This is a genomic window from Thiocapsa sp. (assembly GCF_018399035.1).
Classification (GTDB): domain Bacteria; phylum Pseudomonadota; class Gammaproteobacteria; order Chromatiales; family Chromatiaceae; genus Thiocapsa.
Genome location: NZ_CP073760.1, coordinates 1,725,961 through 1,751,341 on the forward strand (window position 1 = coordinate 1,725,961; position 25,381 = coordinate 1,751,341).

28 protein-coding genes are annotated in these 25,381 nt (G+C 63.9%); 17 read left to right on the plus strand and 11 right to left on the minus strand.

Annotation, left to right across the window (positions count from 1 at the left end; genetic code table 11):
- Positions 1-55 precede the first annotated feature (55 nt).
- The 5 genes from KFB96_RS07870 to KFB96_RS07890 all read left to right on the plus strand — a co-directional run bounded on the left by KFB96_RS07870 (position 56) and on the right by KFB96_RS07890 (position 4,590).
- Complete coding sequence (locus tag KFB96_RS07870; RefSeq protein ID WP_213462530.1) at positions 56-1,177, plus strand: hypothetical protein; 1,122 nt, start codon at positions 56-58, stop codon at positions 1,175-1,177.
- A gap of 150 nt (positions 1,178-1,327) precedes the next feature.
- Entirely contained in the window at positions 1,328-2,008 is a 681-nt protein-coding gene (locus tag KFB96_RS07875) for a hypothetical protein (protein ID WP_213462528.1), read from the plus strand.
- Between the two features lie 320 nt (positions 2,009-2,328).
- On the plus strand, positions 2,329-3,780 hold the full coding sequence (locus tag KFB96_RS07880) for a TrkH family potassium uptake protein (RefSeq protein WP_213462526.1): 1,452 nt from the start codon (positions 2,329-2,331) through the stop codon (positions 3,778-3,780).
- Between the two features lie 108 nt (positions 3,781-3,888).
- Positions 3,889-4,218 carry a tetratricopeptide repeat protein gene (locus KFB96_RS07885; protein WP_213462524.1) on the plus strand — a complete coding sequence of 110 codons (330 nt, stop codon included), beginning with the start codon at positions 3,889-3,891 and terminating at the stop codon, positions 4,216-4,218.
- Positions 4,219-4,332: 114 nt separating this feature from the next.
- Positions 4,333-4,590, plus strand: coding sequence for a zinc ribbon domain-containing protein (locus KFB96_RS07890; RefSeq protein WP_213462522.1), 258 nt, complete (start codon positions 4,333-4,335; stop codon positions 4,588-4,590).
- Between the two features lie 250 nt (positions 4,591-4,840).
- On the opposite strand, the gene KFB96_RS07895 is transcribed toward KFB96_RS07890, so the two are convergent.
- From KFB96_RS07895 to KFB96_RS07910, 4 genes are all read right to left on the minus strand, one after another.
- The gene (locus KFB96_RS07895; protein WP_213465337.1) at positions 4,841-5,947 is read right to left on the minus strand and encodes a trypsin-like peptidase domain-containing protein; all 1,107 of its coding nucleotides are present in this window, start codon (positions 5,945-5,947) and stop codon (positions 4,841-4,843) included.
- Positions 5,948-6,020: 73 nt separating this feature from the next.
- A complete protein-coding gene (locus tag KFB96_RS07900) occupies positions 6,021-7,091 on the minus strand; it encodes an AI-2E family transporter (protein WP_213462520.1) in 1,071 nt (356 codons plus the stop codon).
- Between the two features lie 10 nt (positions 7,092-7,101).
- Positions 7,102-7,482 (minus strand): hypothetical protein, encoded by a 381-nt coding sequence (locus KFB96_RS07905; protein ID WP_213462518.1) that lies wholly within the window; start codon positions 7,480-7,482, stop codon positions 7,102-7,104.
- 115 nt (positions 7,483-7,597) lie between these two features.
- Complete coding sequence (locus tag KFB96_RS07910; RefSeq protein ID WP_213462516.1) at positions 7,598-8,500, minus strand: LysR family transcriptional regulator; 903 nt, start codon at positions 8,498-8,500, stop codon at positions 7,598-7,600.
- A gap of 238 nt (positions 8,501-8,738) precedes the next feature.
- Here KFB96_RS07910 and KFB96_RS07915 point away from each other — a divergent pair, with 238 nt between their 5' ends.
- On the plus strand, positions 8,739-10,028 hold the full coding sequence (locus KFB96_RS07915) for a porin (protein ID WP_213462514.1): 1,290 nt from the start codon (positions 8,739-8,741) through the stop codon (positions 10,026-10,028).
- Between the two features lie 656 nt (positions 10,029-10,684).
- Here the strand turns inward: KFB96_RS07915 and KFB96_RS07920 are convergent.
- The 3 genes from KFB96_RS07920 to KFB96_RS07930 form a co-directional block, all read right to left on the minus strand.
- Positions 10,685-11,164, minus strand: coding sequence for a DsrE/DsrF/DrsH-like family protein (locus KFB96_RS07920; RefSeq protein ID WP_213462512.1), 480 nt, complete (start codon positions 11,162-11,164; stop codon positions 10,685-10,687).
- 64 nt (positions 11,165-11,228) lie between these two features.
- Entirely contained in the window at positions 11,229-11,459 is a 231-nt protein-coding gene (locus KFB96_RS07925; protein WP_120799473.1) for a sulfurtransferase TusA family protein, read from the minus strand.
- 166 nt (positions 11,460-11,625) lie between these two features.
- Positions 11,626-11,937, minus strand: a complete 312-nt coding sequence (locus KFB96_RS07930) for a rhodanese-like domain-containing protein (protein WP_213462511.1) — start codon at positions 11,935-11,937, stop codon at positions 11,626-11,628.
- Between the two features lie 98 nt (positions 11,938-12,035).
- Here KFB96_RS07930 and cysG point away from each other — a divergent pair, with 98 nt between their 5' ends.
- Positions 12,036-13,460, plus strand: a complete 1,425-nt coding sequence (cysG, locus tag KFB96_RS07935; RefSeq protein ID WP_213462510.1) for a siroheme synthase CysG — start codon at positions 12,036-12,038, stop codon at positions 13,458-13,460.
- 254 nt (positions 13,461-13,714) lie between these two features.
- Here the strand turns inward: cysG and plsY are convergent, their stop codons facing one another.
- Entirely contained in the window at positions 13,715-14,305 is a 591-nt protein-coding gene (gene plsY, locus KFB96_RS07940) for a glycerol-3-phosphate 1-O-acyltransferase PlsY (RefSeq protein ID WP_213462509.1), read from the minus strand.
- 407 nt (positions 14,306-14,712) lie between these two features.
- On the opposite strand from plsY, the gene folB reads away from it, so the two are divergent.
- On the plus strand, positions 14,713-15,069 hold the full coding sequence (gene folB, locus KFB96_RS07945) for a dihydroneopterin aldolase (protein ID WP_213462508.1): 357 nt from the start codon (positions 14,713-14,715) through the stop codon (positions 15,067-15,069).
- Between the two features lie 109 nt (positions 15,070-15,178).
- Here folB and KFB96_RS07950 read toward each other — a convergent pair whose 3' ends face one another.
- Positions 15,179-15,829, minus strand: coding sequence for a heme-binding protein (locus KFB96_RS07950; protein ID WP_213462507.1), 651 nt, complete (start codon positions 15,827-15,829; stop codon positions 15,179-15,181).
- Entirely contained in the window at positions 15,826-16,323 is a 498-nt protein-coding gene (locus KFB96_RS07955; RefSeq protein WP_213462506.1) for a DUF2452 domain-containing protein, read from the minus strand. Before KFB96_RS07955 ends, KFB96_RS07950 begins: the two co-directional genes overlap by 4 nt.
- Before the next feature lie 96 nt (positions 16,324-16,419).
- On the opposite strand from KFB96_RS07955, the gene KFB96_RS07960 reads away from it, so the two are divergent.
- From KFB96_RS07960 to tsaD, 9 genes are all read left to right on the plus strand, one after another.
- Positions 16,420-17,592 carry an SAM-dependent methyltransferase gene (locus KFB96_RS07960; protein WP_213462505.1) on the plus strand — a complete coding sequence of 391 codons (1,173 nt, stop codon included), beginning with the start codon at positions 16,420-16,422 and terminating at the stop codon, positions 17,590-17,592.
- A gap of 524 nt (positions 17,593-18,116) precedes the next feature.
- Positions 18,117-18,254: a hypothetical protein gene (locus KFB96_RS07965; RefSeq protein ID WP_175534674.1), complete on the plus strand. Its 138-nt coding sequence runs from the start codon at positions 18,117-18,119 to the stop codon at positions 18,252-18,254.
- A gap of 85 nt (positions 18,255-18,339) precedes the next feature.
- Entirely contained in the window at positions 18,340-19,101 is a 762-nt protein-coding gene (locus KFB96_RS07970; RefSeq protein ID WP_213462504.1) for a hypothetical protein, read from the plus strand.
- Positions 19,098-19,613, plus strand: a complete 516-nt coding sequence (locus tag KFB96_RS07975) for a peptidylprolyl isomerase (protein ID WP_300971379.1) — start codon at positions 19,098-19,100, stop codon at positions 19,611-19,613. Before KFB96_RS07970 ends, KFB96_RS07975 begins: the two co-directional genes overlap by 4 nt.
- 33 nt (positions 19,614-19,646) lie before the next feature.
- Entirely contained in the window at positions 19,647-20,591 is a 945-nt protein-coding gene (ispH, locus tag KFB96_RS07980) for a 4-hydroxy-3-methylbut-2-enyl diphosphate reductase (RefSeq protein ID WP_213462502.1), read from the plus strand.
- Entirely contained in the window at positions 20,588-21,673 is a 1,086-nt protein-coding gene (gene thiO, locus KFB96_RS07985) for a glycine oxidase ThiO (RefSeq protein ID WP_213462500.1), read from the plus strand. The genes ispH and thiO overlap by 4 nt, the downstream gene beginning before the upstream one ends.
- A 391-nt stretch (positions 21,674-22,064) precedes the next feature.
- Positions 22,065-22,337, plus strand: a complete 273-nt coding sequence (locus KFB96_RS07990; RefSeq protein WP_093184418.1) for a type II toxin-antitoxin system Phd/YefM family antitoxin — start codon at positions 22,065-22,067, stop codon at positions 22,335-22,337.
- Positions 22,338-22,664 (plus strand): type II toxin-antitoxin system RelE/ParE family toxin, encoded by a 327-nt coding sequence (locus KFB96_RS07995; RefSeq protein WP_213462498.1) that lies wholly within the window; start codon positions 22,338-22,340, stop codon positions 22,662-22,664.
- Between the two features lie 4 nt (positions 22,665-22,668).
- Positions 22,669-23,712, plus strand: coding sequence for a tRNA (adenosine(37)-N6)-threonylcarbamoyltransferase complex transferase subunit TsaD (gene tsaD / locus KFB96_RS08000; RefSeq protein ID WP_300971381.1), 1,044 nt, complete (start codon positions 22,669-22,671; stop codon positions 23,710-23,712).
- A gap of 122 nt (positions 23,713-23,834) precedes the next feature.
- Here the strand turns inward: tsaD and KFB96_RS08005 are convergent, their stop codons facing one another.
- A complete protein-coding gene (locus KFB96_RS08005; protein ID WP_213462496.1) occupies positions 23,835-25,166 on the minus strand; it encodes an alpha/beta hydrolase in 1,332 nt (443 codons plus the stop codon).
- Positions 25,167-25,381: the final 215 nt, after the last annotated feature.

A 25,381-nucleotide genomic window follows, 5' to 3' on the forward strand; every position in this document is an offset into this window, starting at 1 on the left:
GAGTCCGAATGTGTGTCGCCCGAGGTGTCCCTGTTCTCTGCCCGAGGGGTTTGCCGTGAACCTGCGTCCCATCACTTTGATTCTTTCAATGACCGCCGTCGCCGTGCTTCAGGTCGGTTGCGCCGGTAGCCCGAGAACCGGAACCTTCGACCCCCAAGTCGAAGCCTTTCAGGTCGGGGACCGTCCGCAGATGGTGTTCCCCGGCGCGTCCCGCGCGGAGGTGAAGGCGTTGGCGATGGGTTCGGCGAGGAGCCGGGCTTGGATCATTGCCGAGACGACGGACGATCGCGTGGTGGCTCGGCGTCCGCTCGATCCGGGCTCACCTCTCGCGCGTGATCTCGGCTCCGCAGCGGCCACGGCCGCGCCCGGCAGTCTCGTCGAGGTCACCTCCTACTTCCTCGATGACCGCGGCAGCGTCAAGGTTGCCTTGGACGCGGCGCTCGTCTCGACGACGCCGGACGGACGACCGACGCGCACCGACGTCACCGAGGCATTCCGCACGTCATTGGACGAATCCCTTCGCTCGCTCCACTCGACCTGGTCGCGCGATCGCGCCCGGGTTGCACGGGCGGCGCCGCCCTCGGGTGCTGCACGGGCCGGCGAAACGCGTGACTCGGGCAGCGCAGATGGCACGGCGCTCGCCGATACCGGCACGAGCCCTCCGGCAACCCGGGCCGACGAGACGACCGCAACCCCGCCGGTGGCTGCGGCGATGTCCAGCCAAACGCCCGCCGCAGCGACTCCCGCGCCGCGTGCATTCGAGCAGACCTCTCCGCCTGCACCGACACCTGTCGCCGGCACACCCGCGAGGCCGGCTCCGGAGCCGCGCAGGTCCACAAGCGGCCCTGCCCCCATCATCGACACCAGACCGACCCTCACGCGGACCCAGCCCGTTGCCGTCACGCAACCCATGTCGCTCCCCGAGCCGCTCGCCCAACCTGCCGTCGAGACGATTCCGAACAGCGAGAACATGATGGCGCTCTCGCCGTCGTCCGGGAGCGTCAGCTGGTCCTACTACGCGGAACAATATGCACGGCTTCGGGGCTGCAATGTCGAGCCGAGCGGGTCGATCCTCATCGACTCGCGCAGCGACGGAGAGGTCCACAAGGTGCCGTGCGCGGGTGCCGACAGCGTCTTGGTGCAATGCCGAGACGGCGACTGCCGCGGTCTTCTGTAGCTGCCGCGATGAGAATCGCGCGTCCGCAGGGCACCGACTGACGGCCTCGCCATGGATGCTTCGCGCCCATCGCCCGGACGGCCGATCGGATTCGGCACCCGTCGGCGAATGCCACCTTGCACGACACTGCGATCGCTCCCTGCGCGGATCGTGCGAATCGTCCCGGTCGCGCTCGGGGTGCTCGCGTTCGAGCTCGTCGCCGCAGCACCTGCGCCCGGCGTCCTCTTGTACGGGGCAACCCCGGAGCAGGCCAGAGACTTCGCGATTGCCTCGGCATACAGGCGCGGGTGGACGATTCCCGCGGTCGGCGAGACGACCGTCGAGATCGAGCAGATCCTCGAGGAGAGCGACCCCGACGACCCTCGCGCACCGCGGCGACTGATCCGCATCTCGGCCCTCTTCGTCCCCGAAGACCCCGGAACACGTGTCTTGTTGCGCGCGCGCGAGGTCCAAACATCGGCGACAGGTGAAGAGTGGTCGACGGATGTGACCGAACGCTATGCCGAGAATCTCGGCAACGCCTTGAGCGCGCTCAGGAGCAAGTGGGACGAACACCGCGATACCGGCGCGAGCAGGACTCGGGAGTCCGCCCGAGCACCGGCTGCCCTCGACGAATCGATCGACGGGGCGACGCAGACGGGCGTTGGGCCGGTCGGCACCTGGGCCTACGATGCGGAGCGCTACGCCGAGAGCCGCGGCTGCGAACTGACGGACGCGAAAACCCGCCTCGAAGCCTCGGGGCCCGAGTGGGAGCAGCATCGCGTCCAGTGCCGAGACGGCCGTTCGCTGCAGGTGCATTGCCGCCTCGGCGACTGCACCACCCGACGATGACGATGCGCGACCTCGAAGCCTTGCGCTTGCCCGGCCCGCTCGAACCGGATCGGCTCGAAGCCGCACGCCTGGCGCCGCGACGCCTGGCGCCGATCTTCAGTCCGGCGGCGGAGGGTCGTCTTCGTTGGACGAGCGACTGTCCCTTCCGGCCAGAAAAAGTGCCGCGACGCCGATTGCGGTCAGCAGCAGAAGGGAGATTGCAATGAGGCTGCCCGCGAGATCCATCGTAGGTGTCTTTCCTCCGGTGTCGGAGCGCCCCCCTCGAGAGGGGTTCGCGCCGTGATTGCCGACCGCGGCCGAGCGATGCGCCCGAGAGCGCGATGAAATTCTTCGCCGTTCAAAAGGTCGTCGGCCTGCTCTTGACGCTGTTCAGCTTCACGATGCTTCCGCCCGTCGTGGTCGGGTTGATCTACCGCGACGGGGAGATTTGGCCGTTCCTGGCCGCCTTTCTGCTGATCCTCGGCGTCGGCTTGATGACCTTTCTCCCGGTCATGCGGCTTCGACAAGAGCTGCGCATCCGGGACGGATTCCTTGTCGTGGTGCTGTTTTGGACCGGGCTCGGGTTGGCCGGTTCATTGCCTTTCGTGCTGGCCGAGGTGCCCCGACTCTCGGTGACGGACGCGATCTTCGAGTCCATGTCCGGTCTCACCACGACCGGCGCGACCGTCATCGTCGGGCTCGACCACATGCCCAAAGCCATCCTCTTCTACCGTCAACAACTCCAATGGTTGGGCGGCATGGGGATCATCGTGCTCGCGGTGGCGGTCTTGCCGATGCTCGGCATCGGCGGCATGCAGCTTTTTCGTGCCGAGATGCCCGGCCCGGTGAAGGACGCCAAGCTCACGCCCAGGATTACCGAGACCGCCAAGGCACTCTGGTACATCTACGTCGCGATGACCGTCGCCTGCACGCTCGCCTATTGGGGTGCCGGCATGACCTTCTTCGATGCGATCGGCCACGCCTTCTCCACCGTGGCCATCGGCGGCTTCTCGACCCACGACGCCAGTATGGGCTATTTCAACAGCACGCTGATCGAGATGATCGCCGTGCTCTTCATGCTCATCGCGGCCATGAGCTTCGCCTTGCATTTCGTCGCCTTTCATCGACTTGATCTCGGCGTCTATCGGCGCGACAGCGAGCTGCGTTTTTTTCTGCTCATCATGGTGACCGTGATCGCAGTCACGACGCTGGCCCTCTTTTACACCGACACCTATATCACCTGGGACGACGCCTTCACCCACGGCCTGTTCCAGGCGGTCTCGATCGGGACGACGGCCGGGTTCACCACCGCGGAGTTCTTTTACTGGCCGCCGTTCATCGAGATCCTGCTGCTGTTTGCGAGCTTCATCGGCGGCTGTGCCGGCTCGACCGCCGGCGGCATCAAGGTCATCCGCTTTCTCCTGCTCATCAAGCAGGGGATCCGCGAGATCGAGCGCCTCATCCACCCCAGCGCCCAGATCCCCGTACGCGTCGGCGGCAAGAGCGTCAACCACCGCGTCGTCGATGCCGTCTGGGGATTCTTCTCGCTCTATGTCGCGAGCTTCATCATCATGTACCTGCTGCTCGCCGCGACCGGCCTGGATCTGCTCACGTCCTTCTCCGCGGTCGCCGCCTGCATCAACAACCTCGGGCCAGGGCTGGCCCAGGTGGGGCCCCATTACGCGGACCTGCACGACCCGGCGAAGTGGATCCTCTGCGTGGCCATGCTGCTTGGGCGCTTGGAGATCTTTACGCTTCTGGTCCTCTTGACGCCCGCCTTCTGGCAGCGCTGAGTCGACGCGGCAGGACCTCCGAGCTGATGCGCTGCGCGCCGGGTACCGACTCAAGGGTTCGGCACGGATCTGGCGTGTATTCACCAACAGACACAGCGGAACGACACCATGAGCATCGTCGACAACCTCGAAGCCATGCTGAAGCGCGGCCAGGATTCGGCCCTGCTGCGGTACAGCCTGGGTGGCGAATATCTCAAGACGGACCGGACCGAGCAGGCACTCGGTCATCTCGGCGAGGCCGTGCGTCTCGACCCCGGCTATTCCGCCGCCTGGAAGCTCTACGGCAAAGCGCTCTCGGCGCTCGGGCGCCATGCCGAGGCCATTGATGCGCTCGATCGAGGCATCGAGGTCGCCGAGGCCAAAGGCGACATCCAGGCCGCAAAGGAGATGAGGGTCTTTCGAAAGCGCGCCGAGCGCGCACTCGCGGACGCCGGCTGAGGTGCGTCCTCGCGGATCGCGTCGAGAAGCGCTCGAGCAGGGAGCTTGCCTGCTTTCGGCGCCCGGATATAATGACCTGCATAAGCATCCATCGATATACTTCGGAGAAGCACGATGCCGACCTATGATTACCGCTGCGAAGCCAACGACCGCGTCCTCGAGGTCAACCACCGCATGAGCGAGAGCCTCGCGAGCTGGGGCGAATTGTGCGCCCGCACGGGCACCGCACTCGGCGATACCCCGGCCGATGCGCCCGTGCATCGTCTCGCGACCGGCGGAAACGTCATCTCGAGCAGAAGTCTCGGCAGCGGCAACGCCCCGGCCTGCGCGAGCGGAGCCTGCTGTCCGGGTGGGATGTGCGGCCTCAACTAAACCGCGTCCAGAGCGAGATGCTCACTTTCGAGTGAGCTCGACGTGTGGTGTGTGAACGGCCCTTAAACCGCGTCCAGAGCGAGATGCTCACTTTCGAGTGAGCTCGAAGTTTGGTGCATCCGCGGCCCTTAGCGGGGACGCGGTTTAGAAATTCATATTTTTAATATCTTAAACCGCGCCGTCTCCAGCGGTCGTCAAATCCGCCGGGCCGATCCCATCCTAAAACATCCCATACCGCACCGAGCGCGGTTTAACCGAGCACGACATCGACCTCGATCAGCTGTCCGTCGCGGTGAATCCGCAGGATGACCTTGTCCCCGACCCGATAGGCGTCGAGCAGCTCGACCAACCTCTCGACCGAATCGACCTCGCGCCCGTCCACCCCGACGATGATGTCCGCTGCGGCAAGATCCCCGTCCCTGCCGATGACCGCAGCCTTCAACCCCGCCCGCGCAGCAGGCGAGCCCTCTTGGACCTGAAGGACCAATACACCGGCAACCCCGCCACGCTCGAGTAAGCGCCGGCTCAGATCCCGATCGGTCACGATGCCGAGCGTCGGTCTCACGTAACGACCGTAGGCAATCAGGCGCGGCACGACGCGATTGATGGTATCGACCGGCACGGCAAAGCCGATACCCGCAAAATTTCCCGACGGGCTGAAGATCGCCGTATTCATGCCGATGACGCGCCCGGCGCTGTCGATCAGGGGACCGCCCGAGTTCCCGGGGTTGATCGCCGCATCCGTCTGAATCAGATGCTCGATCGTGCGCCCTTCATCCGACGGAATCGTCCGATCGAGCGCCGAGATCACCCCGCCGGTCAGGGAATAGTCCAACCCGAACGGATTGCCGATCGCCAAGACCTTCTGCCCGACCTTGAGATCGTGACTGGAGCCGATCGCCACCGGCGGCGGCCCGCCGGCGCCGCTGTCGATCCGCAACACCGCGATGTCGTGCTCCGGGCTGACACCGACCAATGCCGCCTCGTAGACCCGCTGATTGGACAACCTGACATAGGCCGCCTGCACGTCGGCAACCACATGATAATTGGTCACGACATGACCATGTCGGTCCCACATAAACCCGGAGCCCGTGCCGCGCGGGACCTCCAAGAGATTGCGCGACAGCAGATCCATGACCCGCCCGGAGGTGGTGATATAGACGACCGACGGACTGACCGACTCGAAGATCGCGATGGTCGTCTGCTCGTCGGCCGCCAAATCTCCACGCGCCATGATCTCGCGCGGTTCGGCTTGGTACCGGATGAAGAGATCCTCGATCCAGGGCCGGCTCGCCAATGCGATCAGGAAGAAGATGACGAACCAAAAAAGGAAGCGACTGAGGGCGAAGGCGTGCATGGATGCGCTGTGGCGAGAAACCGCTTGGGTTGTACCGGTTGACCCGAGGCCGCTGCGTTTCGACGCACCGGGCTCAAGCGGCCGCGACGCCCTGCTCGTCGGGCGGAATCGGCCAGGCCGTGAGAATGGCTTGGACCAGGGTCGCGAGCGGAATCGCAAAAAACACACCCCAGAAACCCCAGATCCCGCCGAACACCAGAATCGCGACGATGATCGCGACCGGATGCAGATTCACCACCTCGGAGAACAGCAGCGGCACCAGGACATTGCCGTCGAGAGCCTGAATGACGAAATAGGCCACCGCGATCCAAACAAAGGTCGGAGTCCAGCCCCACTGGAACCAGGCCACCAGCAGGACAGGTGCCGTGACCACGGCAGCCCCGATGTAGGGAATGATGACCGAAAAACCGACCAGCAACGACAAGAGCATTGCATATTTGAGCCCGAAGCCGACGAAGGTGGCGTAGCTGACCAGCCAGACGATCAGGATCTCCCAGGCCTTGCCCCTGACATAATTGGAGATCTGGCGATCGACGTCCTTCCAGATCCCGGTCACGATCGTGCGTTGCTTCGGCAGGAACCGGTGAAACCAGCCAACGATCAACTTCTTGTCCTTCATGAAGAAAAATACGAGCAGCGGCATGAGAATGAGATAAACCAGGATGGTGATGACCCCGACGACGCTTGCGAGCGACCAGGAGAGTACACGTTGCCCGAACATCACGGTCTCGGCCCTGATCACCCCGATCAACTCGGCGACCTGGGCCTCGGTCACCAGATCCGGGTAGTGCTCCGGCAGATCCAGGAGTGCCGTCGTCGCGACCGAGATCATCGACGGCAACTGCTGCACCAGCTCGGTGACTTGAAGCGACACCGAGGGCAGGACACCCACCAACACCAAGGCAACGAACGCCAAAAAGGCGACATACACCACCAAGACGCTCGCCAACCGCGGCAAACCGCGACGCTCGAGCGCCCCGACCAAGCCCTCGAGCAAATAGGCGATGACGATGCTGGCCAAGACAGGCATGAGCATGCGGCCCATGGTAATGACCACGGCAAACAGGATCAGCAGCAGGACGGCCAGGAAAATGATCTGGGGGTCGGAGAAATAACGCCGAAACCAGTTCGCGACGATCTTCATATGGACTGGATCAGCCTTCCGAGGGGTGTTTGGCTCGGTCATCGCGGTAGTGACGAGCGAACAGCGCTTCGAGATCGTCGATGACCTCGTTTGCGGGACGACCTTGCAGGACGTGCGCGGACATGAGCGCCGAGGTTTCGTTGAGCATGGGTCCGCGATCGAGCATCTCGTAGGTCTTCGACAGACGCTTGATCGCGCCGACCACGCTTTCCGTGGCCGGACGCGGCATCGGAATCGGTTCGCGTGGCCCGCGATGCGGCGGCTGCGTCGCGGCCCCGCGCTGCACGAGAAACTCGGCGAATGCGAGCAGCGTTTCGCGCTCCTCGGCAGCGAGCGCACGAAACGACCGCACGAGACGGCGCTCCGACTCAGATCCTTGAATTCGACTCATCACGGGAAATGGCTCAGTGGAGATTCGAGGGTCGGGTCCGGGGATAGCCGCAGCGGATCGGCGGCTTTGCAGTCGCTCGCAGAGGAGTGGTTACGGGGTCCATCGCGTTTCGGCGTCAGTCGTCGTGCTCACGGCAGTAGGCCCGCGCAAACTCCAGCAGCTCTTCCATGACGCGCAGCCGAAACTTCTGTTTCTGATGGACGAAGGAGAAAGGGCGATCCAGAGGCGGATCCAGGTTGAGCGCAACCAGCGTTCTCAGCTTGAGCTCTTTCTGAATCGTCGCCCCCGAGACCACCGACACGCCCATCCCGGCCTCGACGGCGCCTTTCACGGCCTCGGGACTTCCCAACTCCATCGAGACCTTGAGCACCGAATGACAGTCGTGTTGCAGGTTCAGGTAATCGTTGATCACCTCGCGCGTTCCCGATCCCTCTTCACGGCAGATGAAGGGGTACTCGAGGAGGCGCTCGAAGGTCACCATCTCGGCACCGGCAAGCGGATGACCGGGCGGGACGATCGCGAAGAGTTGATCGCGCTTGCAATGCTCCACGACCAGGTTCTTGTTCCCGACCGGCGCCTCGACCACTCCCAAATCAATGGTGTTGTTCTCCACCATCGAGACGATCCCGTCGCTGTTGGAGACCTTCAGGTGGATGGTCACATCCGGATAGCGCACCTTGAAATCACCCAGAAGGGTCGGGAGCATATACTCGGCGATGGTCGTACTCGCACCGATCGCCAGCGCACCGCTGATCTCGCCGGTGATCTCGCGAACCGCGTTCTCCATTTCGGCGTAGAGCTCGAAGATGCGATCCGCCGAGCCGAATACCGTCTTCCCCGCATCAGTCAGGCTGATCCGGTTGTGCGTCCGGTCGAACAGGCGCGTGTTGAAGTGCTCCTCCAACTGACGCACCTGAAAGGTGACGGCCGGCTGGGTCATATGCAGCACTTCGGCCGCCTTCGTGAAGCTCAGCAGCCGAGCGACCGTATGAAAAACCTGGAGTCTGCGATCTGCCATCCGAAGACCACGTCAAGATGACGATAGCGAAATAAACGCGATTTATATCACAATCACGGGATGTGGGGGTAGCGCTGCGCGGTCATTTGGATGCCGATCGGAAAGAGACCGAAAACACGGGTATAGGGGCGATCAAGGAGACGAATTTTTCGCAACAACCCCTGGATAAATGTGGCATCTTCGCCTAAAGTTCGGCGCAGAAAAACAACGGACACCGACACGACGAGGAGCCTCCCCCATGAAACAACAGATCGCTCGTGCGATTGCGACCGCCATCGCCGCCGGCGGCTTCGTCGCTGCCGGCCAATCGCTCGCCGCGGGCTTTTCACTCCCGGAGGCATCGACTGCAGGCATCGGACTGGCGAACGCCTTGGTCGCGAACCCCGAAGAGATCGGCGCCTTTGCCTACAATCCGGCCGCCATGGGATTTCACGACACATCAAGCGTCTCGCTGGGCGCGCTCCTGATCAATCCCAACTTCAGTGTTCGAACCGCCTCGGGGCAACACGACAGCCAAGGCGCCGACTGGACAGCAACCCCGATAATCCAGGCCGCACTGCGGATCAACGAGGATTGGCGTATCGGCCTGGGGATCACGGCCCCTTTCGGGCTCGAGACCCGCTGGGCGGACGGAACCTTCCCCGTCCTGAGCGGAACTGCACGCATCCCGGCTCCGCCGCCGCTGGATCCGAACGTTCCGCGCGGCCAACCCACCGCAAGCAAGCTCGAGATCCTCGACGTCTCCCCGACCGTCGCCTATCGCGTGAACGACAATCTCAGCCTGTCCGGCGGCCTGGACATCTACTGGGTAAAGAACGCCCAGCTCGATTCGACGGCGGGGCGACTCAGCGGCGATGGCGCCGATCTCGGCTTCAACCTGAGCGCACTGTATCGATACGAGGCATGGAGCTTCGGCGCCGCCTTTCGCTCCGGCGCAACCGTCGGACTTTCAGGGGAGTACCAGCCCTTGAGCCGAACCCTGGTCGCGATCGGCCGGCTCCCGCCCGGACAGAACGCCAAGGTGGATGTCGACCTACCCTGGCGTCTGCAGCTCGGCGCCCGCTATGCCTTTTCCGACGCCTTGGCCGTCGAGCTCGACTGGTCGCGCACGGGCTGGAGCGCGTTCAGCACGCTCAAGGTCGATGGCACGCGTACGGGGGAGACGATCTTTACCGATACGAATGACTGGAAAGACAGCAACGCGTACCGACTCGGCGTCACCTATCACGTCCTGCCGGAGACCCAGCTTCGTTTCGGCTACTCCTACGACGAGACGGGGCAGGACGACGCCCATTTCAGTGCGCGCGTGCCGGACAACGACCGCCACCTCTTCGGCATCGGCGTCGCACATCTCCTCGGCGATGGCCTGTCGATCGAAGCGGGATACATGTACGTCAAGGCAAACGATCGCACCATTCGCAGCAGCACACCGTATCGCGGCGGAGACGTCAACGGAACGGATGCGCTCGACGGCGATTACGAGATGGACGCGCATCTCATCGGACTCGGGATCGTCAAGGTTTTCTGAAACGCTAAACCTCTAAACCGCGCCGGCTCCAACAGTCGTCGGAGCCGGCGCGGCCAAGCCATCCAACAAATTACGCATACCGCACCGGGCGCGGTTTAAACCGCTCTGGAGCGGTATGCGCAGATGTTGGCTCCTGATTAGCAGGGAGATTCAGCGACGCCCCGAATCCACGATTCAGAGCGGAAGGCATGAAGTCAAGGCGTTGGGCCGCCCCTTCAGGGCTTCAGATGGATGGGGATCGTGATCCCGGGGCGTTGCCCCGGGCTCGCGTGGTGAGCCCCGTTGGGGCAGCAGAACCCGCTGGCTTCGATTCATGGCCATGGCAGGCTCAGTCGGATGGTGGATCAGGGCGCAGTCTGCGCCGATCGGTGGCTCATTCCGTGAGCCTGGCGGAAGATTCTTTTGGACTCACTCGGAGCTCAGCGTCTCGCTCTGAACACGGTTCCATAGAATGCCGGGTTAAATCTTGACGCACTGAAGAACGCAAAACGTCGTGGACATCCAAAGATGCCGCGACGGCTGCAGGCAAAATTCAGAAGAGAACCGACGAAGAACGCCGCCCCGAGGGCGGCGTTCTTCGTGACTAACCCGGTGCGACGCAACAGCGCCCCGGACAGGCGTCAGGCAAGACCCGCGCGCGAGGCGCGGGGCGCGCTTTAGATATAGAGACAGATGTCGCTTTGTCCCGCAAACTCAAAGAAGGCTGCCGCACCCGCATACTCCACACCGTCGATGAACTCGGCCGGGTTCATATCGAACAGGTCGACCGTCATCTGGCAGGCGATCAGCTTGACCTCGGCCTCTTGGCAAAGATCCCGCAGCTCTTCGACGCTGGCCACACCCTTGTCCTTCATCTTCTTCTTCATCATCGCGGTCATCATGCCCTGCATGCCGGGCAAGGTCAGACCCAGGACCGGGAACCACTTGTCCATGCCCATCGGCATGGGCATTCCGGGGTTGCCCAGCGGGGTCACCTCGAGAGCGAGCTTCTTCTTCAGGAGCTGGAGCCCGTAGAAGGTAAAGAAGATCTGTGTCTCGTAGCCGAGCGCGGATGCGGTCGAGGCCAGGATAAAGGGTGGGTAGGCCCAATCCAGAGAGCCTTTAGTGGCGATAATGGCGAGTTTCTTTTCTTCCATCGTGTCCTCCTCGCGGGTCGATTGGCTCGCGGGTTGTTTCGGTTTGGCGAGACGGCTCGGGCCGTCAGCCCTTCTTGATCAGAAAGTGAAATTTGCCGCCGTCTTCCTTCGACTCCATCAGCTCGTTGCCGGTCTGCTTGGCGAAGGCATCGAAATCCTTGACCGAGCCTGGATCGGTGGCGACAACGTGCAGCACTTGGCCGGAATCCATCGCGTTCAGCGTCTTCTTCGCACGTAAAATCGGGAGCGGGCAATTCAGGCCGCTGGCGTCGAGCTCTTGGTCAAAATCTGCCATGGAGTACCTCCGGTCGGGTGCTGTTTTAGAATATCAGTAGACACAAGAATTCGGTTTTATAGGCGAAACAGGCCGAAAAGGCAAGGCGCCGAGAGCGGCCTCGAGAAGCCGCGCTCGGGCGGTCGCGCGACCGCCGCGATGGCGGCGATGTCTGCGTCTCGACGACTCAAGCGATCGGGTAACCGTGCCGCGCCCAGGCGATGATCCCCCCGCGCAGATTCAGGACACGGTCGTACCCTTGCTGCAGCATGTAAGCGCACGCCTGGTAGGAGCGGGCGCCGCTGCGGCAGTACAGAACGACATCGCGATCTTTAGGCAACTCGCTGATTCGAATCGGTATCAGATGCATCGGGACCTGCATGGCGCCGGGTATTGCGCCTTGGGCGATCTCGGCCGGAGTGCGAATATCCACAAGCAAAACATCCTCGCCGCCCGCGATGCGACGGTGCAGCGATTCGGAGTCGATCTCGTTGATCACATCAATCGTCCTACCACAAACCTAAGTATTTAAGTATATTAAGGACTTTTGACGAGCAACTCAACGACCCTCATGGGTTACCCATAGCGATCATGACCATGGATTTCCTTCCGATCTTTCAAGACGTCAGGGCGAAACCCTGTCTGGTGGTAGGCGGCGGCGCAACCGCAGCGCGTAAGGTCGGCAGCTTGCTCCGTGCGGGCGCCGCAGTGAGCGTCGTCGCACCCGATCTGGACGAGGCGCTGCGCCGACGCGCGGATGCAGGCGAGATCCGTCACCTCGCGAGACGCTTCGAGCCCCGCGATATCATCGGCAATCGGCTCGTGATCGCGGCAACGAACGACCGTCTGGTGAACCGCCGCATCGCCGAGCTCGCCGGCGAGCACGAGATCCCGGTCAATGTCGTCGACGACCCGGATGCCTGCACCTTCCTGCTGCCCTCGATCGTGGATCGCTCGCCCGTCGTGGTGGCGATCTCCACCGGCAAGGCGTCACCCGTGCTGGCGCGGCTTCTGCGAACCCGACTCGAATCCATCATCCCGGCCGGCTACGGCCGGCTCGGGGAGCTCTGCGCCCGCTATCGCGACCGGGTGAAGCAACGTTTCAGCGCCCTGCCCGATCGGCGTCGATTCTGGGATCGCGTGCTGGAAGGCGCGGTTGCGGAGCGTATCTTCGCCGGCCAATTCGCCGAGGCCGAGGCAGTGATCGAGCGCGAGTTGGCCCACGATGCGCTGGAATCCGATATGGGCGAGGTCTACCTCGTCGGCGCCGGCCCGGGTGATCCGGACCTGCTGACCTTCCGGGCCCTGCGCCTGATGCAACAGGCCGATGTCGTCGTCTACGATCGCTTGGTCGCCGAACCCATCCTCGAGATGACCCGCCGCGACGCGCGTCGCATCTATGTCGGCAAACAGCGCAACCACCATGCCATGCGGCAGGAAGAGATCAACCAACTGCTTGCCGATCTCGCCAAGGACGGTCATCGCGTGCTGCGCCTGAAGGGCGGCGATCCCTTTATCTTCGGGCGCGGGGGCGAAGAGATCGACACCCTCGCGGCACAGGGCGTGCCCTTCCAGGTCGTGCCCGGCATCACGGCGGCGGCCGGCTGCGCCAGCTACACCGGCATCCCGCTGACCCATCGCGACTACGCCCAATCCGTGACCTTCGTGACCGGCCATCTCAAGGACGGCACCATGAACCTCAACTGGAGCGCACTCGCGCAGCCGAGCCAAACGGTGGTCTTTTACATGGGCCTTGCGGGCCTGCCGATCATCGTCGACCAGTTGACGGCACACGGCGTCTCGCCGCAGATGCCCATCGCGCTCATCCAGCAGGGGACGACGCACCTGCAGCGCGTCTACTCGGGCACCCTCGAGACCATCGTTGATCTCGTGGAGGCCGATCCTCCGCAGCCACCGACCCTCATCATCGTCGGCGAGGTCGTGAAGCTACGCGAGAAGCTGAGCTGGTTCCGGCCGCCCGACGAGCCGCAGCTCGGCGCCACCACGCGCCTGGTCAGCTAAACTAAACTGCGTCTTTTCACGATATGCGACGTTCTTGGTGAATCAAAGCGTTGCGCTTCCCGCAGACGTCGGAGCGGACGCAGTTTAGGTGAATTCCGGAAATCCTTAGGCCAGTGCGCGTGAGGCACAACCCTCGGACGTTTCGGAAAGGCGCCTGATTGATTTTTTATCCTAAACCGCGTCGGCTCCAACCTTGAAGACATCGTCCGACATCGACACAACACGACGAGCGCATAGATGGCACGGGACGCGGTTTAGTAGCGGGTAATGCTGTCTTCCGTGCCCGTGATCAGATTTTTGATGTTGCTGCGGTGCCGCCAGAAGAGCAGGCCCGTGATGATGAGCTGCATCCCGATCAATGCGTTGTCGGGCCAGAAAATCCATACGATGACGGGTGCGAGTGCCATGGAGATCAGGGCGGACAGGGACGAGATCTTGAGCACCTTGGCGACGAAGAGCCAGATCGCGGCCACCGAGAGGCCGATCGGCCAGAAGAGCCCGATCTGCACGCCCAAGGCGGTCGCTACGCCCTTACCTCCTCGGAACCCGAAAAAGACCGGAAAGAGGTGGCCGATGAAGGCCGCCAAACCGATACCCGCCAGCACCGCCGGAGCAGCGCCGAGGAGATGACCGACCACCATCGGGATCAAACCCTTCAGACTGTCGCCGACCAGCGTGATCGCAGCGGCCTTCTTGCCGCCGATGCGCAGCACGTTGGTCGCACCGGGATTGTTGGAGCCCTGAGTGCGGGGATCCGGCAATCCCATCAAACGGCAGACGATGATGGCGCTGGAAACCGAGCCCAGCAGGTAGGCTGCGACGATGAGGAGCGAGGCTGTGATCATGGGCCGCAATTGGACATGGGAAGCCGGTACAGGTCAAGCGGAGACAGGCCGCGACGGCGGCATCGTTCAGTCAGTCCGGCCAATGTGCATGCAGCGCGGTTTCCGAGATCGCCGAGTTGGACGCGATGCCGCTGGCCGTCAGGCCAGCGGAAGAAGACGACTGCAAGTCGTCGATCCCGGGATGTCGGCGCTTCGAGGCGGTCGCCGGAGTCGCTTCTGCCCGGTTGCACCATGCAGGCCCGCGGCGGCCCTCGTTCGCGGAATTGAAGAGAAAGAAACCTTCGGATAGAGCGGGTCCAAAATGAAGAAATACAACGGCCTAGACCGCGTTCACGACAACGGCGGCGAACCCCTCCGACCTCCGGCCCACAGGGAAGCATCACATGTCCCGCCGGACGCGGTCTAGCATGGACACCGTATTCATTCGCGGTCTGAGGATCGACACCACCATCGGCATCCACGACTGGGAGAAGCGCATCCGGCGCCCCGTCGTTCTGGATCTGGACATGGCGAGCGACATCCCGCGCGGCGCGGCCACCGATCGCATCGAAGACGCGCTGGACTACGAGGCCGTCACCCGGCGACTGGAGCAGTTCGTCTCGGAAAGCCGCTTCGAGTTGGTGGAGACGCTCGCCGAGCGTTGCGCGGCCGTCCTGCGCGACGAGCTGGGGGTCTCTTGGGTGCGGCTCACGCTGACCAAGCCCGGCGCCGTCGGCGAAGGCGTCGACGTCGGCGTGACGATCGAGCGCGGCGATCGGGGTTGAACGGCCCCGGATGCTCATCCCGCGCGGTGGCCGGCGAGGCGCGACGAGGCGCCGTAGAACAGGTAGGTTGGGCAAAGCGTAGCGTGCCCAACAACTTGCCTCGCGTGCTTCAGGGTGCCTCCATATCGATGAGGACCTCGTTGCGGCGCAGGAAACCAGGCGTGAAGGGATCGTTGTAATAGGCATAGACGGCAGGACCCGCGGACGTGAGGCCGCGCGCGACCATCCAGGCCCGCAGCGCCGCCTCTTGCTCCGAGAGCGCGGCGTCGGTGGTCGAGCCGCTGAAGCGAACCGTCGCGCGCCGCTGCGCCGGGATCTCGCGCAGACGTACCTCGGAGGTGCCCGGCGCGGGGAGCTCGTCCAGGCTGTACCCGGAAGGCATGATGAAGCGAACCGACCAGGCGTCATCCCCGGTCGGCGATTGGATCACCGGGGCGGTCATCGCGATCCGCTCGGCACGGGCATCGGGACGCTGCTGGATCACGGGTGCGGTCATCGCGATCTTCTCCCCGCCACGCTCCTTGGCAAAAATGTAGCGCGCAAGCGGCCCGAACCCGGCGCCGAGCGCTTCGCGACGCGCGCCGCTGCGCGTCGTCTCGGCGACCACGAGGGCCGGATAGTCCCGGATCTCGAACGCACCGTCGCCCTCAACCACGACGTACTCGGGCGTCTCGACGTTCTGAACCACGAAAACGAAGACAGCCATGGCGACGATGCCGAGCACCACCACCGCGCCGACGATCACAAGAAGTGTCTTCATCCCTCGCCTCGCGACGCCAAGCCGCCGATGCGCAGCAGTTGAGTGACCAGCTCGCCCGTGTCGTCCGGCCGATCGGCTCGGTCGGCCGGTGTCCAGGAATAATCCGTCTCGAGCCGGTAGGATCCCAGAAACGCGTAAGGGATCTCACCGCCCCACTCGGCCGGCGCAAGCATCGAAAAGAAGGGCTCGCCGACCGTCTTGCAATAGAGGTGATAGGTCCGCCCCGGGATGCGTTTGAAGGCGCACTGCGCACGGGTCAGCGTCTGCTCCTCCTTGGCGTCCGCAAGGACCTTGCGGGCCTCCTGTTGAAGCAGCTTGATCTGGTCGGCGATGACCCGAAGCTTCGCACCCGTGCGGGCGCTCAACATGGACTCCGCCCGCGCGACCTCGCTCGCCAGCTCGCCGGAGTCAAAGGCCGGGGCCAAACGGCTGACCGGATAGGGGGAGCTGTGTGCGCCGCCGCGGTGAAGCATGCCTTTGTCGTCGTTGCTCATCTGCCTGTCTCTCTTGTTTTCGTCGTCCGTCCGGGGATCGACGCCATGCCCGCTATATAGTGTCGACGTGCGAAAAGCACGAACGAGGATGTCATGATGGATGATACGACCGACAGGCCCCGCAGACCCGATGGAACCGACGCGACCGCGATCTCGGCCCGACTCGCCGCGCAGATCCAAGGCGAGATCACGGCCGCCGGGGGCCGGCTGCCTTTCGACCGCTTCATGGAGATGGCGCTCTACGCGCCGGGCCTCGGCTACTACGTCGCCGGCGCCGTGAAGCTCGGACGGGGCGGTGATTTCGTGACCGCGCCCGAGATCTCGCCGCTCTTCGGGCGCTGTCTTGCCGCCCAGTGTGCCGAGGTGCTGGAGCGACTCGGCGGCGGCGATCTGCTCGAGCTCGGCGCCGGCACCGGCACGCTCGCGGTCGAGGTGCTCCACGCCCTCGAGCACCGCGACGCCCTGCCCGGCCGTTACCTGATCTTGGAACCGAGCCCGGATCTTCAAGAGCGCCAGCGCATGCTGATCCAGGAGCGGATACCGCATCTGGCTGAACGCTGCGTGTGGCTGACCCGTCTGCCGAGTCACCTGCGTGGAGTCGTCCTCGCCAACGAGGTGCTGGACGCCATGCCGGTGCATCGTTTCAGCATCCGCGCGGACGGCGGCATCGACGAGGTCTTCGTCGCCGAGTGTGCCGGCGATCTCCGCGAGGTCACCGCGCCGGCACGTTCGTCCGGACTCGCCGACGCCGTGGCCGCGCTGCACGCCGAAGGCTTTGCCCGGGCACCGGGCTACGGCTCGGAGATCAACCTGCGCCTGCCGCCCTGGATGAAGGCGTTGGGCGACACGCTGGATGCCGGCCTCGTCCTGCTGGTCGATTACGGCTATCCGCGTCCGGCCTACTACCAGCCCGACCGCACCATGGGGACACTCATGTGCCACCTGCGCCACCGAGTCCACGGCGACCCCTACACCCATATCGGGCTGCAGGACATCACCGCGCACGTGGATTTTACCGCGGTCGCCGAGGCCGGTGTCGCCGCGGGCTTCGATCTTGCCGGGTTCACCACGCAGGCGAGCTTCCTGATCGGTTGCGGGATCGACCGGATCCTCTCCGATGCGCCCGATGCCTTCGACCTGACCCCCGGCGCGAAGCAATTGCTCCTGCCGGCGATCATGGGGGAGCGGTTCAAGGCCATGGGCCTGACGAAGGGGATCGAAGAGGCCCTGTGCGGCTTCGCGATCCGCGACCTCAGCGGGAGGCTCTAAACCGGGTCCGATACAGGCTGCAGGTCTCGTTCGTCATTTCGGCCATCGTGTCACGGGGCGCAGAGCGCCACGGGGCATGCGTGACTCCGCGGAGCGGATGTCACGAGCGCCTTGGGTTTTGGGTGGGCGGTCTAATGAGCGAGCCCAGGCGGCACACCCGGTCGAACGCGGAGACTGAGGCGAGCGAAACCGCGCCCCCGCTAAGGTGATTTCCGGAAAAGGATCTACCGGCAGAGTCGCAACCAGGAAAAGTGGTCGAAGGCTCTACTCGTTGTCGTTGTCGTTGTCGGATTCCGGACGAACACGACAACGACAACGACAACGACAACGACAACGAAAAATTCTGCGAGGGTTTGCTCAAGATTGACGGCATCGCAGCGCCGACCCATTACATTGCCGATCGACATATCTTGATCGTGCCTCCGATCTGGGTGAGGATACTCAGGATTGAGAAACCCGATAATTCACCAGCCCCGCCCCGCACCCGCGGGGCCATCCCGCCGAAACAAGGCAGCAGGAGCCGGATGAGAGGATGTAAACTCTGTCGATACAGCAAGGTCTGCAATGATCTCCCGGGGGTTTGCATCCTGCTCATCTATGCCACCATCTTTGTGGTGGTCACCGCACTCGGCTATCTGTTCGTGACGCAAGAGCTGTTGTAATGGCTCCCAATCACGGGGGCCGGCATCACCTGTCTAGGATTGAGGCCGGCGGCTGGAAGCCGGCGGCCGGAGGCTTTACCGATCGATGAAACATCCAGTCGTGCTCGTCGGTGTCGGCGAGATGGGCGGCGTTTTCGCGCGCGGCCTTCTCAAGCTCGGCCATCCCGTCTTCCCCGTGCTGCGCGGGGCCTCGCTGGTCACGGCAGCAACCCAGCTGCCCGAGCCCCAATTGGTGTTGATTGCGGTCGGAGAGGCCGACCTGGCCGCAACCCTCGCCGCCGTTCCGCCGCAATGGCGAGGGCGCCTCGGCCTGCTCCAAAACGAGCTGTTGCCGAGCGATTGGACCGACTGCGTCGACCCGACGGTGATCTCGGTCTGGTTCGAGAAGAAGCCGGGGCGCGACCACAAGGTCATCATCCCCTCCCCGGTGTATGGCACTCAGGCGGATCTGCTCGCCGATACGCTGGCGACCCTGGCGATCCCCACACAGCGTCTGAGCAGTGCAGATGAGCTTGTTTTCGAGCTGGTGCTCAAGAATCTCTTCATCCTGACGACCAATATCGCCGGGCTGCGCACGGGTGGAACGGTCGAGACCCTGTGGTCGCGGCATCGCGCCTTTGCCGAGCAGGTCGGCCACGAGGTCATCGATCTTCAGGAGGCCATGACCGGGCGTCGGTTCGATCGCGATGCGCTCTTCAATGCGCTCGGCGTCGCCTTCGCCGGCGATCCCGAGCACGCCTGCATGGGTCGCAGCGCACCGGCCCGCCTCGCCCGAGCCATCCGCAACGGCGAGGCGCATGGTCTGGACCTGCCGGTCCTGCACGCGATCGCCGCCGAGCAGGCATGAGCCACGCCGACCCGCCCGAGACGCCATCCGTGAACATGGCCGCGAACGAGACGGAGACCGAGACGGGCGCACTCCTCGCCCCCGGTCGCGCCGTCGAGCTGCATCTGGAGGTCCGCTTCCAGGACGGCTTCGTCGCACTCTCGACCTTCGACGCCGAGCCGATCGCCTGCACCATCGGCGACGGCACCCTGACGCCGGAGCTCGAGTCCACGCTCCTCGGTCTCGCTCCGGGCAGCGAGACCTATGTCGTCGCGCATGGCTCGGAGCTCTTCTCGCCCTATGACGAGGCCAGCATCCACTGGATGGAGCGCAGCAATTTCCCGCCCGACATCGAGCCCATACCCGGCTTGGTCGTCGCCTTCGAGACACCCGGCGGGCACGAGACCAGCGGGGTCGTCCTGAAGATCGAAGCCGATCGCGTGCAGGTCGACTTCAACCACCCCTTCGCCGGACGCTCCTTGACGATCCGCGTCCGCGTCTTGTCCGTGGCCGGGCCCGAGCCCGGCGCGTGAATTTTTCCGACCGAGCCCCTATCCTTCGACACTATGAACATCCTCCTCGCCAATCCCCGTGGGTTCTGCGCCGGTGTCGACCGCGCGATCGAGATCGTCGAGCGCGTGCTCGAGCTCTACGGCGCGCCCGTCTATGTCCGGCATGAGGTGGTGCACAACCGCTTCGTGGTCGACGGCCTCAAACGGCGCGGCGCCGTCTTCGTGGAGGAGGTCGACGAGGTCCCGGACGGGGCGACGCTGATCTTCAGCGCCCACGGCGTTGCCCAAGAGGTGCGCCGGGCGGCGCAAGGTCGAAACCTGCGCGTCTTCGACGCGACCTGCCCCCTGGTGACCAAGGTCCATCTGGAGGTCGCACGGCATTGCAAGAACGGGGTCGAGGTGATCCTGATCGGTCATGCCGGCCACCCCGAGGTCGAGGGCACCCTGGGTCAGTGTCTGAGCGACGGCGGGTCGATGCATCTCGTCGAGTCGGTCGCGGACGTCGCCGGGCTCGAGATCGAGGACCCATCGCGGGTCGCCTATGTCACCCAGACCACGCTCTCGGTGGACGACACGAGCGGCATTATCGACGCGCTGCGCGAACGCTTCCCCGAGATCCAGGGACCGAAAAAGAGCGACATCTGCTACGCGACGCAGAACCGACAGGACGCGGTCCGTGATCTCGCCGCGCGCTGCGATCTGCTGCTGGTGGTCGGCTCGGCCAACAGCTCCAACTCCAACCGGCTGCGCGAGCTGGCCGAGAAGCAGGGCTGCACCGCCTATCTGATCGACGGTCCCGAGGACATCCGCCAAGACTGGCTGAGCGCCTCGCCGCGGGTCGGACTCACCGCCGGGGCCTCCGCCCCCGAGGTGCTGGTCAAGCAGGTCATCGCCCGGCTTCAAGCCTGGGGCGTCGCCGGGGTCGAAGAGCAGGACGGCATCCGCGAGCAAGTTGTCTTCCCCTTGCCGCGCGAGCTCGGCGCGAGGGCGGCATCATGAGCGATGTCCTCGTCGTCGGCGGCGGCATCATCGGTCTTCTGACCGCACGCGAGCTGGTCGAGTCCAGTGCCGAGGTCACCCTGATCGAGATGGGCGAGACCGGCCGCGAGTCATCCTGGGCCGGCGGCGGCATCATCTCGCCGATCTACCCCTGGCGATATCCGGACGCGGTGACGGCACTCGCGACCTGGAGCCAGCACGCCTATCCGGAGCTGGCCGAGGCGCTGATTCAGGAGACCGGGATCGATCCCGAGCTGACCCTGAGCGGGATGCTGGTGCTGGATATGGACGAGCACTCGGTCGCCGTGTCCTGGGCCGAGCGCCACGACCACCCGATCGAGGCGGTCGAAGGCGCACAGCTGCACGAGCTCGAGCCCCAGCTCGGACCCGGTCTCACACGCGGGCTCCTGCTGCCGCGCATCGCGCAGGTGCGCACGCCGCGCCTGAGCAAGGCGGTTCGCCGCTCGGTGGAAGAACGCATCCAGCTGCGCGAAAACGAGGAGGTTCTGGAGCTTCTGGTCGACGGCGGTCAGGTTGCCGGGGTACGGACGCCGGACGGGCCAATCGAGGCGCGCCGGGTCGTCATCTGTGCCGGTGCATGGACCGCGAAGCTGCTCGAGCAGCTCGGCGAAACGCCCGACATCGCACCGGTGCGCGGTCAGATGATCCTCTTCTACGGCAAGCCCGGTCAGATCAACCACATCACCCTGCACCGCGAGCGCTATCTCATTCCGCGGCGCGACGGGCGGATGTTGTTCGGAAGCACCCTCGAGCACACCGGATTCGTCAAGACGACGACCGCCGAGGTCAAAGAGGCCCTCTACCGTGCCGCCTTCGAGATGTTCCCCGTGCTCAAACGCACGCCCATCGAAGACCACTGGGCGGGGCTGCGACCCAGCTCGCCGAGCGGCATCCCCTTTATCGGCGCCTATCCGGGCGTGGATGGACTCTTTATCAATGCGGGACACTTCCGCAACGGCCTCGTGACCGGTCCGGCCTCTGCACGGCTCGCGGCCGATCTTGTGCTGGGGCGCACACCCATCCTGGAACCGGCCCCTTACGCGGTCGATGCAGCGCGCTAACCCGCTTAAACCGCGTCCAGAGCGAGATGCTAACTTTCGAGTGAGTTCGAAGTGTTGAACGCCTTGATGAACACGTAGGATGGGTAGAGCGTCGGCGAAACCCATCCTCCAAACCGCCGCGTTGCCGGATGTCGCTCCGATGCCCTTGGCGCGGGCTGGATGGGTTTCGCTTCGCTCTACCCATCCTACGTGATTCGGTTGTTTTTGAATCGCTCCTTACTCTTTGGTTGTGCTGACGCAGGAAGCACAACAGCTATCCCGGTTTCGTTGCGCCTTGCTCCCGCCCGGCACAACGCACCAACGAACCGGTGACCGGATTGCGCCTCCCACCTGAGCAGTAAAGAGCTATACTCAGCCCTTTATTTAGCACCAGGGTAAAGGCACAAAGACCATGCGTCCATCAACCCAGATCAAGCCGATCAGTCATCTCAAGACGCAAACCGCCCAAGTCATCCGTCGCGTGTGTGAAGATCGTGAGCCCCTGATCATCACTCAAAACGGCGAAGCCAAGGCCGTGATCCTGGACATCCAGTCCTATGAAGACCAGCAAGACACGGTTGCGTTGCTGAAGATACTCGCTCTGGGCAGTCAGCAGATCGCCACAGGCGAGGTCAAACCGGCAGGCGAGGTGTTCGAGAGACTCCGCAAACAGCTGGTTCCTTAGATGGAGTTTCGTGTTGTTCTCACCGCAGACGCCGAACGTGATTTGGAGCAGATCATCGGTTACATCGCCGAGCACGACCTCCCCGAAAAAGCCCTCTACGTCCTTGAGCAGATTCGGTCCCTGATCGATGATCTGTCCGGCTCCCCGCATCGCGGCAGCATCCCGAAGGAGCTAGCCGCCTTAGGATTGCGAGAGTATCGCGAGGTCTTCTTCAGGCCATACCGCATCGTCTATCGGGTGATCGATACCGATGTCTATGTCTACCTTATCGCCGACGGCAGGCGCGACCTTTTCAGCCTGCTTAGTCGTCGCTTACTAGAACGGTGATCATGTGCCCAACAGGATCGTGAAACGCGTCCTCGGGATCGAGACCTCCTGCGACGAGACCGGCATCGCCGTCTATGACGGCGAGCGCGGTCTGGTTGCCCAAGCCGTCTACAGTCAAATCGAGATCCATGCCGAGTACGGTGGCGTCGTCCCGGAGCTGGCCTCGCGCGATCACGTGCGCAAGACACTGCCGCTGATCCGGCAGGTGCTTGAAGAGTCGGGGCTCGATCCCGTCTCGATCGACGGCGTGGCCTACACCGCCGGACCCGGTCTGGTCGGCGCACTCCTGGTCGGCGCCGCCTTGGGCCGCAGCCTCGCCTGGGCTTGGGGCGTCCCGGCGGTCGGCGTGCATCACATGGAGGGGCATCTGCTCGCACCCCTGCTCGAAGACCCGGCGCCCGCCTTCCCCTTCGTGGCGCTGCTGGTCTCGGGCGGGCACACCCAACTGGTCGACGTGACCGGTGTGGGCCGCTACCGCATCTTGGGCGAGTCGCTCGACGACGCCGCCGGCGAGGCCTTCGACAAGACCGCGAAGATCCTCGATCTCCCCTACCCCGGCGGCCCGGAGCTCGCCAAGCTCGCCGAGCGCGGCGACCCCAAGCGTTTCCGCTTCCCGCGCCCCATGACCGACCGACCGGGTCTCGACTTCAGTTTCAGCGGGCTCAAGACCTTCGCACTCAATACCGTTCGCGAGACCGTTCCTCAGGCCGTCGACCCGGACCAGACCCGAGCCGACATCGCCCGCGCCTTCGAGGAGGCGGTGGTCGACACCCTGGTGATCAAATGTCGTCGCGCCCTGCAGGAGACCGGCCATCGGCGCCTGATCCTCGCCGGCGGCGTCAGCGCCAACCGCCGACTGCGCGAACGCATGAACACCGCCATCGCTGCCGCGGGCGGCGAGACCTTCTACCCCAGACCCTCCCTCTGCACCGACAACGGCGCCATGATCGCCTACGCCGGCTGGCAGCGCCTGCGTGCCGGCCATCTCGAGCCGCTCGCCTTCAAGCCCAGGGCGCGTTGGCCGATGGAAGAGCTGACACCCGCTTAAACCGCGTCCCCGCCAAGGGTTGTGGATGAAGCAAACGTCGAGCTCACTCGAAAATGAGCCTCTCTCTGGACGCGGTTTAGACATGCCGAGCGCAGGTGGGCTTTGCGGTACGCGGCGGCCGTTCACCGCGAATCACCCTCGACCCTGAACTCCCAGGTTGCCGGTCCCGTGCGCAGAAGATCGCGACCGGGATCGCCGGGGCCTTTCCCGAATCGAATCAACTGCACGAGATCCGAGCTCACCTTGGGGTTGGTCGTGAAGTACGAGTGACCGAAGAGATCGGTACGTTCCCCCGTGAAGGTGATCAGATCCACCCGGCCGAGGTTCCCGAAATAGGTCTGCATCGCGGGAGAAATGTCCTCGGGGCGAAGCTGGCCGACGCGGTTGCGACTGCGAAAGAGGATCCGCGAGACCAGCAGCGCACGATCGTCCGGCGAGGCATAAATGCTCAGCCGACCATTCAGGAGGCGCGGCAACGCATGGTCGGGCCAAGCGCGGGTCAGGTCGGGATCCGATACAAAACCGGTGATCTTCTGGCCGGCGATGTCCACGTCGATATCGGGCGAGAGAAGGACGAGGTTGTCGATTCGATAGGTATCGGCTGGATCCACACCGGCAGCGATCGCCTCGATCATCAACTCTCTGAGGGCGTTGAGGAGAACGGCCGTCCCTCGACTGTGCGCCAGGAGTTGAATGCGCTCCACACCGGGCGTCGCCGCGATCATGCGCAGTGTCTTCTTGAGATGGTCGACCGCGTACTCGGCGGATTCAGTGGTGGTGGTATAGGAGATCAGGAAGTTCCCGGTCGAGGACGCCGGCCAGGTAAAGAAACTGCACACCTGCTCGCGACCGAAGAAGTGACACAGCTCCGCAGCCGTAAAGGCCGCCGTGGCGAAGGTCTCGTTGAAGCCATGGACGTAGAGCATGACCTCCTTCTTCGGCGACAGGGCCAAGCGACGCTGGATCTCCTCCTGGAAGGCCGCCTTGGTCTCGTCAAACTCTCGCATCTCGATCGGGTCCCGACCCATCGTGTTCTCCCCCGTCCGAATAATCCGGTAAGGCTCGCGCGGAAATGCCCCCGATTCCTCGACCGCCCCGAGCTCCAAGGCCACCTCGCGCGTCCGCTCGGCAAGCCGGCTTTGGACCTTCAGGGTCTCCCAAGTGATCGCGGGGACCACGCGGACCGCGGCCGAGCCGAACACCATCCCTTTGCGGCGCGTCTGCCCATAGGGGAGACGGCTTTCGGGATCATCCTCCGCAGCCCGATTGGTGATGAAGAGCAAATCGACTTCGGGACGCTGCTGCGTGGCTGCGATTTGCTCGAAGAGCACCTGCCCGTTCGGCTCTTGATAGACCAATGGCGTCGGCATCAACTGCCGAGGTTTGGTCGCACAGCCGGATACAACCGCAACCGTCAGCATGACGGCCGACATCCACGCGAAGGTCCGATTCATTCGACTTATACCTATCCAAAAAAAGTTAATCCAGGCCGCCATGGACCCGCTATCAAACCGATGGCGGATCGCGGGAAATCCATTTAAAAAGAAAGTCTTTAACTCGGCGCGTCAATTAACCGATAGAGCCGACATCAAGACAAAGAAACAGATAGTGTGCTACCCGAACAGGCATTATTATACCCAGCCTGTTCATGTTTCATCTTACCGGAGCA

Excerpts from the sequence above, each read along its gene's own strand:
- cysG (WP_213462510.1), top strand. The coding sequence starts at position 12,036 with ATGGATTTCCTTCCGATCTTTCAAGACGTCAGGGCGAAACCCTGTCTG.
- KFB96_RS07965 (WP_175534674.1), top strand. The coding sequence starts at position 18,117 with ATGAGAGGATGTAAACTCTGTCGATACAGCAAGGTCTGCAATGATCTC.
- plsY (WP_213462509.1), bottom strand. The coding sequence starts at position 14,305 with ATGATCACAGCCTCGCTCCTCATCGTCGCAGCCTACCTGCTGGGCTCG.
- ispH (WP_213462502.1), top strand. The coding sequence starts at position 19,647 with ATGAACATCCTCCTCGCCAATCCCCGTGGGTTCTGCGCCGGTGTCGAC.
- KFB96_RS07955 (WP_213462506.1), bottom strand. The coding sequence starts at position 16,323 with ATGAGCAACGACGACAAAGGCATGCTTCACCGCGGCGGCGCACACAGC.
- KFB96_RS07890 (WP_213462522.1), top strand. The coding sequence starts at position 4,333 with ATGCCGACCTATGATTACCGCTGCGAAGCCAACGACCGCGTCCTCGAG.
- KFB96_RS07920 (WP_213462512.1), bottom strand. The coding sequence starts at position 11,164 with ATGGAAGAAAAGAAACTCGCCATTATCGCCACTAAAGGCTCTCTGGAT.
- KFB96_RS07885 (WP_213462524.1), top strand. The coding sequence starts at position 3,889 with ATGAGCATCGTCGACAACCTCGAAGCCATGCTGAAGCGCGGCCAGGAT.
- KFB96_RS07995 (WP_213462498.1), top strand. The coding sequence starts at position 22,338 with ATGGAGTTTCGTGTTGTTCTCACCGCAGACGCCGAACGTGATTTGGAG.
- KFB96_RS07895 (WP_213465337.1), bottom strand. The coding sequence starts at position 5,947 with ATGCACGCCTTCGCCCTCAGTCGCTTCCTTTTTTGGTTCGTCATCTTC.
- KFB96_RS08005 (WP_213462496.1), bottom strand. The coding sequence starts at position 25,166 with ATGAATCGGACCTTCGCGTGGATGTCGGCCGTCATGCTGACGGTTGCG.
- KFB96_RS07905 (WP_213462518.1), bottom strand. The coding sequence starts at position 7,482 with ATGAGTCGAATTCAAGGATCTGAGTCGGAGCGCCGTCTCGTGCGGTCG.
- KFB96_RS07950 (WP_213462507.1), bottom strand. The coding sequence starts at position 15,829 with ATGAAGACACTTCTTGTGATCGTCGGCGCGGTGGTGGTGCTCGGCATC.
- KFB96_RS07990 (WP_093184418.1), top strand. The coding sequence starts at position 22,065 with ATGCGTCCATCAACCCAGATCAAGCCGATCAGTCATCTCAAGACGCAA.
- KFB96_RS07960 (WP_213462505.1), top strand. The coding sequence starts at position 16,420 with ATGGATGATACGACCGACAGGCCCCGCAGACCCGATGGAACCGACGCG.
- folB (WP_213462508.1), top strand. The coding sequence starts at position 14,713 with ATGGACACCGTATTCATTCGCGGTCTGAGGATCGACACCACCATCGGC.
- KFB96_RS07970 (WP_213462504.1), top strand. The coding sequence starts at position 18,340 with ATGAAACATCCAGTCGTGCTCGTCGGTGTCGGCGAGATGGGCGGCGTT.
- KFB96_RS07900 (WP_213462520.1), bottom strand. The coding sequence starts at position 7,091 with ATGAAGATCGTCGCGAACTGGTTTCGGCGTTATTTCTCCGACCCCCAG.
- KFB96_RS07925 (WP_120799473.1), bottom strand. The coding sequence starts at position 11,459 with ATGGCAGATTTTGACCAAGAGCTCGACGCCAGCGGCCTGAATTGCCCG.
- KFB96_RS07915 (WP_213462514.1), top strand. The coding sequence starts at position 8,739 with ATGAAACAACAGATCGCTCGTGCGATTGCGACCGCCATCGCCGCCGGC.
- KFB96_RS07975 (WP_300971379.1), top strand. The coding sequence starts at position 19,098 with ATGAGCCACGCCGACCCGCCCGAGACGCCATCCGTGAACATGGCCGCG.
- KFB96_RS07880 (WP_213462526.1), top strand. The coding sequence starts at position 2,329 with ATGAAATTCTTCGCCGTTCAAAAGGTCGTCGGCCTGCTCTTGACGCTG.
- KFB96_RS07910 (WP_213462516.1), bottom strand. The coding sequence starts at position 8,500 with ATGGCAGATCGCAGACTCCAGGTTTTTCATACGGTCGCTCGGCTGCTG.
- thiO (WP_213462500.1), top strand. The coding sequence starts at position 20,588 with ATGAGCGATGTCCTCGTCGTCGGCGGCGGCATCATCGGTCTTCTGACC.